Here is a 12,935-nt window from a genome sequence, read left to right on the forward strand (position 1 = left end):
GTGTCGGGATCAATCACGGTCAATGCGAGTCACCCCAGCCACGGTCTTCTGACCGACCTCGACGGCCACCTCCACGCCCTCGGGCAGGTAGAGGTCGACCCGCGAGCCGAAACGGATCAGGCCGACCCGCTCGCCCTGCTCCACCTTGGTGCCCGACGGGATGTACGGGACGATGCGGCGGGCGACGGCGCCGGCGATCTGGATCATCTCGATGTCACCGAGCTCGGTGTCGAAGTGCCAGACCACCCGCTCGTTGTTCTCGCTCTCCTTGTTGAACGCCGGAACGAACCCACCGGGGATGTGCTCGACCGAGGTGACCGTGCCGGCGAGCGGGGCGCGGTTGACGTGGACGTTCAGCGGGCTCATGAAGATGGCGACGCGGGTGCGGCCGTCCTTCCACGGCATGATGCTCTGCACCACACCGTCGGCGGGCGAGATGACCCGGCCCTGCGTGATCTCGCGCTCGGGGTCGCGGAAGAACCACAGCATCCCCGCCGCGAGCGCGGTGGCGGGGACGGCTACGGCCTTGGCCGCGCCCGAGCGGCGGGCGCGGACCAGGCTGACGGCTGCGGTGGCGACGGTCGGCAGAAGCCACGGCGATGCTCCGCGCGCGAGGCGTACGCCGGCGAGGCTGTCGCGAGGTGCAGAGGTTTGGCTGTGGGGCATGGATGACCTTCGTAGCGGATGATGCCGCGCTTTCGACGGGGGACGGCGGCTTTCCGCGATCGTAGCGGTTAAGGACCACAACTGGGTAAGCCGGGAAGCCGAGTCGGCGGCCGGTAACCGCTGACGGGGTGTGATCTTCTTCTCGGCGAAAACACCCCGTACGCGGACATTCAGCCTTGGAACCGATACTCTTCGAGCAGCCTGCGGCCGATGATCATTTTCTGGATCTCGGCGGTACCTTCACCGATGAGCAGCATCGGCGCCTCGCGGTAGAGACGCTCGATCTCGTACTCCTTGGAGAAGCCGTAGCCGCCGTGGATCCGGAAGGCGTCCTCGACGACCTCCTTGCAGTACTCCGAGGCCAGGTACTTGGCCATACCCGCCTCGAGGTCGTTGCGCTGCCCGGAGTCCTTCTTGCGGGCCGCGTTCACCATCATGGCATGCGCGGCCTCGACCTTGGTGGCCATTTCGGCCAGTTTGAACTGAATGGCCTGGTGCTGGGCGATCGGCTTGCCGAAGGTGCTGCGCTGCTGGGCGTATTGCACACCCAGCTCGAAGGCACGCTGCGCGACACCGCAGCCACGGGCCGCCACGTTCACCCGGCCGACCTCGACGCCGTCCATCATCTGGTAGAAGCCGCGGCCGGTGACCCCGCCGAGCACCCGGTCGGCCGGGACGCGCAGGCCGTCCATGATCAGCTCGGTGGTGTCGACGCCCTTGTAGCCCATCTTGTCGATCTTCCCCGGGATGGTGAGGCCGGGCCGGACCTCGCCGAAGCCGGGCTCCTTCTCCACCAGGAAGGTCGTCATGGACCTGTGCGGCGCGGTGCCCTCGGGGTGACCTTCGTCACTGCGGACCAGGACCGCCACCAGCGACGAGGTGCCGCCGTTGGTCAGCCACATCTTCTGGCCGGTCAGGACGTACTCGTCACCGTCCTTCACCGCCTTGGAGGAGATGGCCGACACATCCGAGCCGAGCGCCGGCTCCGACATCGAGAACGCGCCCCGGACGTCCCCGGCCGCCATGCGCGGCAGGAAGTGGTCCCGCTGCTCCCGCGTCCCGTGCTGCTTGAGCATGTACGCGACGATGAAGTGGGTGTTGATGATGCCGGACACCGACATCCAGCCGCGGGCGATCTCCTCCACGCACAGCGCGTAGGTCAGCAGCGACTCACCCAGGCCCCCGTACTCCTCGGGAATCATCAGACCGAACAGACCCAGCTCCTTGAGCCCGTCCACGATCGCCTGCGGGTACTCGTCGCGGTGCTCCAGCTCGGTCGCGACCGGGATGATCTCCTTGTCCACGAAGTCCCGGACGGTGGAGACGATCTCCTGCTGGACGTCCGAGAGGCCGTGGGTCTGGGCGAGACGGCTCATCTACTTCCCCTGTTCCTTCAGCTCGGGCCGGCCGGGCTGCTCTCCGCCGCGCTCCTTGATGTACGTCTCGGTCGGCACCATCACCTTGCGGCGGAACACGCACACCAGGGTGCCGTCCTGCTTGTAGCCCTTGGTCTCGACGTGGACGATGCCGCGGTCGTTCTTCGACTTCGAGGGCCACTTGTCGAGCACGGTCGTCTCGCCGTAGATCGTGTCGCCGTGGAAGGTCGGCGCCACGTGCCGGAGCGACTCGATCTCCAGGTTGGCGATCGCCTTGCCGGAGACGTCCGGGACGGACATGCCGAGCAGCAGGGAGTACACGTAGTTGCCCACGACGACGTTCTTGCCGAAGTCCGTCGTCGACTCCGCGTAGTGCGCGTCCAGGTGCAGCGGGTGGTGGTTCATGGTGAGCAGACAGAAGAGGTGGTCGTCGTACTCCGTGACCGTCTTGCCGGGCCAGTGCTTGTAGACGGCGCCGACCTCGAACTCCTCGTAGGTGCGTCCGAACTGCATCGCGCTCAGGCCTCCGGGATCTCGAACTTCGACGTGCGCCGCAGACCGGCCGCCCGTCCCTTGCCCGCGACGACCAGCGCCATCTTGCGGCTGGCCTCGTCGATCATCTCGTCGCCCAGCATCGCCGAGCCCTTCTTGCCGCCCGCCTCCGACGTGCAGTACTCGTAGGCGTCCAGGATCAGCTCGGCGTGGTCGTAGTCCTCCTGCGAGGGCGAGAACACCTCGTTGGCCGCGTCCACCTGGCCCGGGTGCAGTACCCACTTGCCGTCGAAGCCGAGCGCGGCGGCCCGGCCGGCCACCTCGCGGAAGCCGTCGACGTTGCGGATCTGGAGGTAGGGGCCGTCGATCGCCTGGAGGTCGTTGGCGCGGGCGGCCATCAGGATCTTCATCAGGATGTAGTGGTAGGCGTCCGCCGGGTAGCCGGGCGGCTGCTCGCCCACGACCAGCGACTTCATGTTGATCGACGCCATGAAGTCGGCCGGGCCGAAGATGATCGTCTCGATGCGCGGGGAGGCCTGCGCGATCTCGTTGACGTTGTTCAGGCCCTGGGCGTTCTCGATCTGCGCCTCGATGCCGATGCGGCCGACCTCGAAGCCCATCGTCTTCTCGATCTGGGTGAGCAGCAGGTCCAGCGCCACCACCTGCTGGGCGCTCTGCACCTTCGGCAGCATGATGCAGTCGAGGTTGGGACCGGCGCCCTCGACCACCGTCACGACGTCCCGGTACGTCCACTCGGTCGTCCAGTCGTTGACGCGCACGACCCTGGTCTTGCCCGTCCAGTCGCCCTCGTTGAGGAACTTGACGATGGTGTGCCGCGCCTCGGGCTTGGCCAGCGGCGCGCAGGCGTCCTCCAGGTCCAGGAAGACCTGGTCGGCGGGCAGGCCCTGCGCCTTCTCCAGGAAGCGCGGGTTGCTGCCCGGGACGGCCAGACACGAGCGCCGCGGGCGCAGGCGGTTGACGGGCGTACTCATGCGGGGACCTCCAGGGGGTCGAGCTTGTTCGCTTTCCGGATCTCGTCGACGATGGCGCCGATGATGCCGGTGATGTCGAAGTCCTTCGGGGTGAAGACCGCGGCCACGCCGGCGGCCCGCAGGTCTTCGGCGTCACCGTTCGGGATGATGCCACCGGCGATCACCGGAATGTCTGTGGCACCGGCCACACGCAGCCGGTCCAGCACGTCCGGCACCAGCTGCGCGTGCGAGCCGGACAGGATGGACAGGCCCACCGCGTGCACGTCCTCGGCCAGGGCGGCGTCCACGATCTGCTCCGGGGTGAGCCGGATGCCCTGGTAGACCACCTCGAAGCCGGCGTCGCGGGCCCGCACGGCGATCTGCTCGGCGCCGTTGGAGTGGCCGTCGAGACCCGGCTTGCCGACCAGGAAGCGCAGCTTGCCCACCCCCAGGTCCCGGGCGGTCAGCTCCACCTTGCGGCGCACCTCCGACAAGGCCGAGCCGGCCTCGGCGGTGACCGCCACCGGCGCGGACGACACGCCGGTCGGCGCGCGGAACTCGCCGAACACCTCGCGCAGCGCCCCGGCCCACTCGCCGGTGGTGACACCCGCGCGGGCGCACTCCAGGGTGGCCTCCATCAGGTTGGCGGTGCCCTTGGCGGCCTCCTTCAGCCGCTCCAGCGCCTTGCAGGGGCGCGGGTGGTTGAAGGGCGGCTGGTAGCGGGTGTCGCGCCAGTTCTTCAGCGCGGCGATCACCCGTGCCTCGACCGCCGGGTCGACCGTCTGGATCGCGGTGTCCAGGTCGGCGGTGAGCGGGTTGGGCTCGGTGCCCTCGAAGGCGTTGACGCCGACGATCTTCTCCTGGCCGGACTCGATCCGGGCCCGGCGCTCGGCGTGCGAGGCGACCAGCTGGGACTTCAGGTAGCCGGACTCCACGGCGGCCATCGCGCCGCCCAGCTCCTGGATGTGGTCGATCTCGGCGAACACCTCCTCGACCAGGGCGGCCACCTTCGCCTCGATCACCGTCGAGCCCTCGAAGATGTCGTCGTACTCCAGCAGGTCGCTCTCGTAGGCCAGCACCTGCTGGATGCGCAGCGACCACTGCTGGTCCCAGGGGCGGGGCAGCCCGAGGGCCTCGTTCCAGGCGGGCAGCTGCACGGCCCGCGCGCGGGCGTCCTTGGAGAGGGTGACGGCCAGCATCTCCAGCACGATCCGCTGGACGTTGTTCTCCGGCTGCGCCTCGGTCAGGCCGAGGGAGTTGACCTGGACGCCGTAGCGGAAGCGGCGGTGCTTGGGGTTCTCGATGCCGTACCGCTCGCGGGTGATCCGGTCCCAGATGCGGCCGAACGCCCGCATCTTGCACATCTCCTCGACGAAGCGGACGCCCGCGTTGACGAAGAAGGAGATCCGGCCCACGACGTCGCCCATGCGCTCCTGCGGCACCTGTCCGCTGTCGCGCACCGCGTCCAGGACGGCGATCGCGGTGGACATCGCGTACGCGATCTCCTGCACCGGCGTGGCCCCGGCCTCCTGCAGGTGGTAGCTGCAGATGTTGATCGGGTTCCACTTGGGCAGGTGGGAGACCGTGTACGCGATCATGTCCGTCGTCAGCCGGAGCGAGGGCCCGGGCGGGAACACGTGTGTGCCGCGGGACAGGTACTCCTTGACGATGTCGTTCTGGGTCGTGCCCTGGAGCTTGGTCAGGTCCGCGCCCTGCTCCTCGGCGACGACCTGGTAGAGCGCCAGCAGCCACATGGCGGTCGCGTTGATCGTCATCGAGGTGTTCATCTGCTCCAGGGGGATGTCCTGGAACAGCCGGCGCATGTCGCCCAGATGGGCGACCGGCACACCGACCCGGCCGACCTCGCCGCGGGCGAGGATGTGGTCGGAGTCGTAGCCGGTCTGCGTCGGCAGGTCGAACGCCACCGACAGACCCGTCTGACCCTTGGCGAGGTTGCGCCGGTACAGCTCGTTGGACGCCTCGGCCGTGGAGTGACCGGCGTACGTGCGCATGAGCCACGGCCGGTCCTTCTCCCGCCGGTCACCGGCAGGCTGACGCTCAGTCATGTGTGACCTCGGTGTCTCAGATGTTCCGGAAGCGGTTGATGGCGTCGAGGTGCTGGGCGCGCAGCTCCCCGTCGCGCACGCCGAGGCCCTCCTCGGGCGACAGGCACAGCACGCCGACCTTGCCCTGGTGGACGTTGCGGTGCACGTCGTGGGCGGCCTGGCCGGTGTCCTCCAGGGAGTACACTTTGGAGAGCGTCGGGTGGATCTTCCCCTTGGCGATCAGGCGGTTGGCCTCCCACGCCTCGCGGTAGTTGGCGAAGTGCGAGCCGATGATCCGCTTCAGCGACATCCACAGGTAGCGGTTGTCGTACTCGTGCATGTAGCCCGAGGTGGACGCGCAGGTGGTGATGGTGCCGCCCTTGCGGGTGACGAAGACGGAGGCGCCGAAGGTCTCGCGGCCGGGGTGCTCGAAGACGATGTCGATGTCCTCGCCGCCGGTCAGCTCGCGGATGCGCTTGCCGAAGCGCTTCCACTCCTTGGGGTCCTGGGTCTGCTCGTCCTTCCAGAACCTGTAGCCCTCGGCGTTGCGGTCGATGATCGCCTCGGCGCCCATCGACCGGCAGATCTCCGCCTTCTGCGGGCTGCTGACCACGCAGATCGGGTTGGCGCCGCCGGCCAGCGCGAACTGGGTGGCGTACGACCCGAGGCCGCCGCTCGCGCCCCAGATGAGCACGTTGTCGCCCTGCTTCATGCCGGCGCCGTTGCGGGAGACCAGCTGGCGGTAGGCGGTGGAGTTGACCAGGCCCGGGGCGGCGGCCTCCTCCCAGCTGAGGTGATCCGGCTTGGGCATCAGCTGGTTGGACTTGACCAGGGCGATCTCGGCGAGGCCGCCGAAGTTCGTCTCGAAGCCCCAGATGCGCTGCTCGGGGTCGAGCATGGTGTCGTTGTGGCCGTCGCTGGACTCCATCTCGACGGACAGGCAGTGCGCGACGACCTCGTCGCCGGGCTTCCAGGCGTTGACGCCGGGGCCGGTGCGCAGGACGACGCCGGCGAGGTCGGAGCCGATGATGTGGTACGGCAGGTCGTGCCGCTTGGCCAGGTCGTTGGTGCGGCCGTAGCGCTCCAGGAACCCGAAGGTGGACAGCGGCTCGAAGATCGAGGTCCACACGGAGTTGTAGTTCACGGAGGAGGCCATGACGGCCACCAGGGCCTCGCCCGGGCCGAGTTCGGGCAGCGGCACCTCGTCCAGGTGCAGCGACTTGCGCGGGTCCTTGTCGCGGGTCTCCAGGCCCGCGAACATCTCCGTCTCGTCCTTGTGCACGGTGATCGCGCGGTACGACTCGGGGAGCGGCATGGCGGCGAAGTCGGCGGACGTGGCGTCCTGCGACTGGATCGCGTCCAGGATGTCCTTCACGGTCACGGTGTTGCCTCCGGCGGTGAGCGCCCTGAGGGAGGGGCGCTGAGGGGTACGTCGGTGCTGCTGGGGTGTTTCGGTGAGGGGCGCCGTCGGTTCGGCTGGTGGTGCGGGGCAGCGCTTGGTGGCGCGGGAGGGTGCCTGTGACGCAGGCGTCCGGGCGGGCAGGCCATCGGTCTGCCGGGACAGCCGGCGCGCGTACGGTTCGCCGCGCTCCGGCCGCTCGGACCTCTTCAACGTATGACACCGCGTGTCAGCTGGCAAGGCACTGAGTGCCAGGAATTCCGCTCAGGCGAAATCTTTACGTAACAAATGAGCGATGATCGATCGAATGCCCGCTCAAGGCCCCCCGAAAAGCCCCCCTGACATGCCAAAACGGCCACCCCGAAGGATGGCCGTCATCACAGCGACTTGCTTGCTCTGGGCGAGCCCCCCAGGGGCGCGGGGAACTGCGCACCCAGCCACAACCCACCCGCACCCGCCCAGGAACCGCTCTCACCGACCCCGTAGGCACCCGGCAAAACACATCTCAGCGGCCCTTCAGGGCCTCCTCGATCGTCCGCATGACCTCGTCCAGCGGAGCATCCGTACGCGCGACCGTGACCAGGACCTCCCCCTGGTGGGACACTGTCGCGCCCGCGGGGGCCGCGGGGGCGGAAGGGGCCGCCGAAGCACTGCGCCCCGCCCCGATCCCGCTGCCGAACGTCTTGCGCACGATCGCGAAGGCGTGATCCAGCTGCGTCTCCACGTCGCCCTGGCCGCCCGCCCGCAGCCAGCGCCGCAGTACGTGGTTGTGCGCGGTGACCACAGCGGAGGCGGCCACCTCCGCCAGCAGCGGATCGTCGTTGGCGTCGTCCGCGTGCGCGCGCTCGTCGAAGTGGCCCAGCAGATAGCGGGTGAACAGCCGCTCGTAACGGGCCACCGAGGCGATCTCCGCCTCGCGCAGCGTCGGGACCTCGCGGGTCAGCTTGTAGCGGGCCACCGAGATGTCCGGCCGCGCCGCGTACATCTTCATGACCTCCTTGATCCCCCGGCACACCGTGTCGAGCGGGTGCTCGTGCGCGGGCGCGGCGTTGAGGACCGCCTCGGCGCGGATCAGGGTGTCGTCGTGGTCCGGGAAGATCGCCTCCTCCTTGGACCGGAAGTGGCGGAAGAAGGTGCGGCGGGCGACCCCGGCCGCCGCGGCGATCTCGTCGACCGTGGTCGCCTCGTACCCCTTCGTCGCGAACAGCTCCATCGCGGCGGCGGCCAGCTCCCGGCGCATCTTCAGCCGTTGGGCGGCGGCACGGGAGCCCGCGGCGCTCTCCGGCGCGTCGGGCGTGGCGGGGGTGCGTGAGGTCTTGGCGGGCTGGGGCATGACCCGAACGTACTGCATGTGCGCTCTGTGGTGCGCGGGTCCCCGGCTTCCGCCGCCCCGGGCGGGCGGGGGCGGAGCGGCCGGCTCCAGCAGACCACCCCACTCCCGCCCGTCCCCGGGCCGCTCGCCGGACGGCTCAGCGGCGGGCATATTCGCGGAAGCCGCGGCCCGTCTTGCGGCCGAGGCAGCCCGCGGCGACCAGGTGCTCCAGCAGCGGCGCCGGCGCCAGACCCGGGTCGCGGAACTCCCGGTGCAGGACCTTCTCGATGGCCAGCGAGACGTCCAGGCCGACCACGTCCAGCAGCTCGAAGGGCCCCATCGGGTAGCCGCCGCCGAGCTTCATCGCCGCGTCGATGTCGTCCAGCGTCGCGTAGTGCTCCTGGACCATCTTGATCGCGTTGTTGAGGTACGGGAACAGCAGCGCGTTCACGATGAAACCGGCCCGGTCGCCGCAGTCGACGGCGTGCTTCCTGATCCGCCCGCACACCTCGCGGACCGTGGCGTGCACGTCCTCGGCGGTCAGCACGGTGCGCACCACCTCGACCAGCTTCATGGCCGGCGCCGGGTTGAAGAAGTGCATGCCGATCACGTCCTGCGGACGCGAGGTGGCGCGGGCGCAGGCGACCACCGGCAGCGAGGAGGTGGTGGTGGCGAGCACCGCGCCCGGCTTGCAGACCTTGTCCAGCGTCGCGAACAGCTGCTGCTTGACGGCCAGGTCCTCGGCGACGGCCTCCACGGCCAGGTCCACGTCGGCGAAGTCGTCGTAGGAGCCGGTCGCCGTGATCCGGTCCAGGGTCTGCGCGGCGGCCTCGGCGGTCAGCCGCCCCTTGTCGACGGAGCGCGCGAGCGACTTGCCGATCCGGGCCCGGGCGGTCTGCGCCTTCTCCGCGCTGCGCGCGGCGAGCACGACCTCGTACCCGGCCTTGGCGAAGACCTCCGCGATGCCGGAGGCCATGGTGCCCGACCCGGCCACGCCGACGGAGCGCACCGGCCGGCCCGCGGTGAGCGCGCCGCCCTCCGGCGGGGTCAGCGCGTCGCGCACCACGACGGCGCTGCCCGGCGCCTCGTAGGTGTAGAAGCCGCGGCCCGCCTTGCGGCCGGTCAGCCCCGCCTCGCTGAGCTGCTTGAGGATCGGCGCGGGAGCGTGCAGCCGGTCGCGCGACTCGGCGTACATGGCCTCCAGGACCGTGCGCGCGGTGTCCACGCCGATCAGGTCCAGCAGGGCGAGCGGGCCCATCGGCAGACCGCAGCCCAGCCGCATCGCGGCGTCGATGTCCTCGCGGGAGGCGTAGCGCGCCTCGTACATCGCGGCGGCCTGGTTGAGGTAGCCGAACAGCAGCCCGTCGGCGACGAAGCCGGGCCGGTCGCCGACCGCGACGGGCTCCTTGCCCAGCTCCAGGGCGAGGTCGGTGACGGCGGCGACGGCCTGCGGGGCGGTCAGCACCGAGGAGACCACCTCGACCAGCTTCATCGCCTGCGCCGGGTTGAAGAAGTGCAGGCCGAGGACGCGCTCGGGGTGGGCGGAGTCGGCGGCCAGCCGGGTCACCGACAGCGCGTTGGTGCCGGTGGCCAGGATCGCGCCGGGCCGCACCACGGAGTCCAGCTCGCGGAAGATCTGCTGCTTGATCTCGTACGACTCCGGCGCCACCTCGATGACGAGGTCGGCGTCGGCGGCGGCGGTCAGTTCGGTGGCGGTGCGCACGCGGCCGAGGACGTCCGCGCGCTCCTGCTCGGTGAGCCGGCCGCGCTCCACGGCGCGGGCGGTGGACGCCTCCAGGGCGGAGAGCGCCTTGGCGGTCGCGGCCTCGCTGATGTCGATGCCGACGACCTCGCGGCCGGCCCGGGCGAGGACTTCGGTGATGCCGGCGCCCATGGTGCCGAGACCGACCACGGCGATCGTCTTCAGCGGGGACAGCGGGCTGTCGGAGAGGGGAGTGGCCATCGCGGGACTCCAGGAATGAGGGGTGACGACTGGGAACGCGACCGGGTGCGCCGAGGGGCGCACCGGGTGCGTGAGGGATGCGCGGGAAAAGAGGGTGCGGGTGTTGCCGGGCTACGAGCGCACACGCCCGGTGCCGGTCGCCGCGGACGCGCACACGTCCGGGCAGCGGCGGAAGACCGACCGGCTCTGTCCCGAAGCCGGGTCGTACTGCGGTGCGAGCGGTACGGGCCGCGCATGGCTGCGTGCCGTACCTGGTGCACCGAACCGACAGCACTCGCGGCGGCTGCGTCACCAGGCCGCTGCGAGGCGGTGCGAGTGGGTAACTCGCTCGTCTGAGCTTAACCCGTGGGTAACGAGCGCGCTACCCCCTTGAGTTTGCGATCCGGGTCCCGCACCGCCCGCCGCGCCCCTACGCTGACTGCCGTGGACGAAGAGTTGCGATCACTCACGGAGCGCTTACGGCAGGAGTCGGGCGACACGGCGGCCTACCGGCGGCTGGCGGCCGCCGGCGACCCGGACGAACTGGCCGGCGTCCTCACCGCCCCCGCGCAGCCGCTGTGGGCCCGTGAACTGGCCGCGGTCCGACTGGGGATCGCGGGCGACCGGCGGGCCTTCGAAGCCCTCGTCCTGCTCCTCAACCACCGCGACCCGCAGCGCTGCGCCGCCGCCGCGTACGCGCTGGCCCGCCTCGGCGACCCGCGCACGGCCCGCGCGGCCGCGGCCCTGGCCACCAACGAACTGCGCGTCGCCTACGCCCTGCACCCGGTGCGCCTGCTGACCCGGCTGCGCGCCCCCGAGTCGGTCCCCGCCCTCATCACCACCCTGCGCCGCCGGCTGCGCCCGCACGACCCCTACCGCAAGGTCGCCCTCGCCTGCGTGGAGGGCCTGGGCGACCTGGCCGACGCCCGCGCCCGCCCCGTCCTCACCGAGGCCCTGGCCCACCCCGCCCTCGCCGAAGCGGCGGTCCGCGCCCTGGCCCGTCTCCCGCGCCAGGGCTGACGCCGCCGGCGCGCCCAGCCGGCGAGTCCGCCCCCGACGGCCCGTCAGACGACGGACCGCCGAGGGCGGGGAGCGACCTGCTCAGCCGTGGAAGCGGACCAAGCGGTGCAGTGCGGCGCCCGGCGCGGTGTTCGCCGGGTCGGCGGCCGTCTTGGTGGCCGTCGCCTTCGCGGCCTGCGGCTTGGGGTCGGGCAACTTCTGGCAGACCGCGTCCGCCGTGGCCCCGGCGCGGTCGCGCGGCACCGTGCCGTCGCTCAGATACGTCGACAGATACGTGTCGAGGCAGGTGTTGCCGCTCAGCGTGATGCCGTGGTTGCCGCCGCCCTGCTCGACGACCAGGCTGGAGCGGGCCAGCAGGCGGTGCACCGTCACACCGCCCTGGTACGGGGTGGCCGCGTCGTTCGTCGCCTGGAACAGCAGCACCGGCGGCAGCTTGGCGTTGGCGATGTTCACGGGGCGCTTGGCGGCGGTCGGCCAGAAGGCGCAGGGCGCGTTGTACCAGGCGTTGTTCCAGGCCATGAACGGCGTCTTGTCGTACACCGCCCAGTTGTCCTTGCGCCACTGCCGCCAGTCCCGCGGCCAGGAGACGTCACGGCACTGCACCGAGGTGTAGACGCCGTAGCCGTTGTCGCCGGAGGCGTCCACGGCGCCGTAGGTGTCGTACGCGTCGACCAGCGCACCGGCGTCCTGGTGGTTCACGTACGCCGCGAACGCCTTGGCGAGGTCGGGCCAGTAGCCGTTGTAGTAGCCGCCCGGCATGAAGGTGTCCTCCAGCTCCGAGGCCCCGACCCTGCCGCCCGCCGGCTTCTTGGCGAGCGCGGCCCGCATCGCGTACCACTTGGCCGTCACCTCGGCCGGGTCCGTGCCGAGGTGGTATGTCGCGTCGTACTTGGCGATCCAGGCCATGAAGGCGCGGTGGCGGGCGTCGAAGGCGTAGTCCTGCTGGAGGTTGTCGTCGTACCAGACGCCGGTCGGGTCGACCACGGAGTCCAGGACCAGCCGGCGCACCCGCTCGGGGAAGAGCTTGGCGTACACCGCGCCGAGGTAGGTGCCGTAGGAGTAGCCGAAGTAGTTGATCTTCTGAGCGCCGAGCGCCCGGCGGATCGAGTCCATGTCGGTCGCCGCGTTGACGGTGTTGATGTACGGCAGCAGGTCGGCGTGCTTCTTGCCGCAGGCCGCCGCGTAGGACTTCACCCGGGCGAGGTTGGCCTGTTCGAGCGCGGGCGTGCTCGGCACCGAGTCCGGGCGCACCGGGTTGAAGTAGCCGGGCGCGCAGTCCAGGGCCGGCTTGCTCGCGCCCACGCCGCGCGGGTCGAAGCCGATGACGTCGTACTCGGCCGCCACGGCCTTGGGCAGCGAGGACGCCACGAAGGCGGCGAGCGAGAGCCCGCTGCCGCCGGGACCGCCGGGGTTGACCAGCAGCGGGCCCTGGTACGTCTTCGCGGTGTGCGGCACGCGGGACAGCGCTAGGGTGATCTTCCGGCCGGCGGGGTGCGCGTAGTCGAGCGGCACCTGAACGGCCGCGCACTGAAGGGTCGGGTAGTCGGCGGTGCCGCACTTCTTCCAGCCGGCCTTGGCGACGGGAGCGGCGGCCGCGGCGTGCGAGGCGTCGGCCTCGGCGGGAACGGCCGTGACGGAACCGGCCAGGACGACGGCGGCACCGCACAGCACGGCAGCGCGTTTTCTCATGGGTCCTCCGGGGACGGAGCGGC

At 70.6% G+C, this 12,935-nt stretch carries 10 protein-coding genes; 1 reads left to right on the forward strand and 9 read right to left on the reverse strand.

Annotation, left to right across the window (positions count from 1 at the left end):
• Nucleotides 1-9: 9 nt before the first annotated feature.
• The 8 genes from ABEB07_RS29105 to ABEB07_RS29140 form a co-directional block, all read right to left on the reverse strand.
• Nucleotides 10-666: a phosphatidylserine decarboxylase gene (locus tag ABEB07_RS29105; protein ID WP_164583064.1), complete on the reverse strand. Its 657-nt coding sequence runs from the start codon at nt 664-666 to the stop codon at nt 10-12.
• A 170-nt stretch (nt 667-836) separates the two neighbouring features.
• The gene (locus ABEB07_RS29110) at nt 837-2,042 is read right to left on the reverse strand and encodes an acyl-CoA dehydrogenase family protein (protein WP_345671069.1); all 1,206 of its coding nucleotides are present in this window, start codon (nt 2,040-2,042) and stop codon (nt 837-839) included.
• Nucleotides 2,043-2,555, reverse strand: a complete 513-nt coding sequence (locus ABEB07_RS29115) for a MaoC family dehydratase (RefSeq protein ID WP_176151131.1) — start codon at nt 2,553-2,555, stop codon at nt 2,043-2,045.
• 5 nt (nt 2,556-2,560) lie between these two features.
• Nucleotides 2,561-3,526, reverse strand: coding sequence for an HpcH/HpaI aldolase/citrate lyase family protein (locus ABEB07_RS29120; protein ID WP_164583058.1), 966 nt, complete (start codon nt 3,524-3,526; stop codon nt 2,561-2,563).
• Nucleotides 3,523-5,571, reverse strand: a complete 2,049-nt coding sequence (locus ABEB07_RS29125; RefSeq protein WP_345671071.1) for a protein meaA — start codon at nt 5,569-5,571, stop codon at nt 3,523-3,525. Before ABEB07_RS29125 ends, ABEB07_RS29120 begins: the two co-directional genes overlap by 4 nt.
• Before the next feature lie 16 nt (nt 5,572-5,587).
• Nucleotides 5,588-6,925 carry a crotonyl-CoA carboxylase/reductase gene (ccrA, locus tag ABEB07_RS29130; RefSeq protein ID WP_164583068.1) on the reverse strand — a complete coding sequence of 446 codons (1,338 nt, stop codon included), beginning with the start codon at nt 6,923-6,925 and terminating at the stop codon, nt 5,588-5,590.
• A 529-nt stretch (nt 6,926-7,454) separates the two neighbouring features.
• Entirely contained in the window at nt 7,455-8,300 is an 846-nt protein-coding gene (locus ABEB07_RS29135) for a TetR family transcriptional regulator (RefSeq protein ID WP_217711093.1), read from the reverse strand.
• Between the two features lie 118 nt (nt 8,301-8,418).
• The gene (locus tag ABEB07_RS29140; RefSeq protein WP_345671072.1) at nt 8,419-10,224 is read right to left on the reverse strand and encodes a 3-hydroxyacyl-CoA dehydrogenase family protein; all 1,806 of its coding nucleotides are present in this window, start codon (nt 10,222-10,224) and stop codon (nt 8,419-8,421) included.
• A 423-nt stretch (nt 10,225-10,647) separates the two neighbouring features.
• Between ABEB07_RS29140 and ABEB07_RS29145 the strand changes: the two genes are divergently transcribed.
• Nucleotides 10,648-11,223, forward strand: a complete 576-nt coding sequence (locus ABEB07_RS29145) for an adenylosuccinate lyase (protein WP_176151135.1) — start codon at nt 10,648-10,650, stop codon at nt 11,221-11,223.
• 81 nt (nt 11,224-11,304) lie between these two features.
• Here the strand turns inward: ABEB07_RS29145 and ABEB07_RS29150 are convergent, their stop codons facing one another.
• Nucleotides 11,305-12,912 (reverse strand): alpha/beta hydrolase, encoded by a 1,608-nt coding sequence (locus ABEB07_RS29150; protein ID WP_345671073.1) that lies wholly within the window; start codon nt 12,910-12,912, stop codon nt 11,305-11,307.
• Nucleotides 12,913-12,935 lie beyond the last annotated feature (23 nt).

This window comes from Streptomyces similanensis, from assembly GCF_039543625.1.
GTDB classification, from domain to species: Bacteria; Actinomycetota; Actinomycetes; order Streptomycetales; family Streptomycetaceae; genus Streptomyces; species Streptomyces similanensis.

Bases quoted from the DNA above. Each gene is read 5' to 3' on its own strand.
- ABEB07_RS29105 (WP_164583064.1), bottom strand. From the start codon at position 666: ATGCCCCACAGCCAAACCTCTGCACCTCGCGACAGCCTCGCCGGCGTA.
- ABEB07_RS29135 (WP_217711093.1), bottom strand. From the start codon at position 8,300: ATGCAGTACGTTCGGGTCATGCCCCAGCCCGCCAAGACCTCACGCACC.
- ABEB07_RS29110 (WP_345671069.1), bottom strand. From the start codon at position 2,042: ATGAGCCGTCTCGCCCAGACCCACGGCCTCTCGGACGTCCAGCAGGAG.
- ABEB07_RS29150 (WP_345671073.1), bottom strand. From the start codon at position 12,912: ATGAGAAAACGCGCTGCCGTGCTGTGCGGTGCCGCCGTCGTCCTGGCC.
- ABEB07_RS29120 (WP_164583058.1), bottom strand. From the start codon at position 3,526: ATGAGTACGCCCGTCAACCGCCTGCGCCCGCGGCGCTCGTGTCTGGCC.
- ABEB07_RS29140 (WP_345671072.1), bottom strand. From the start codon at position 10,224: ATGGCCACTCCCCTCTCCGACAGCCCGCTGTCCCCGCTGAAGACGATC.
- ABEB07_RS29115 (WP_176151131.1), bottom strand. From the start codon at position 2,555: ATGCAGTTCGGACGCACCTACGAGGAGTTCGAGGTCGGCGCCGTCTAC.
- ABEB07_RS29125 (WP_345671071.1), bottom strand. From the start codon at position 5,571: ATGACTGAGCGTCAGCCTGCCGGTGACCGGCGGGAGAAGGACCGGCCG.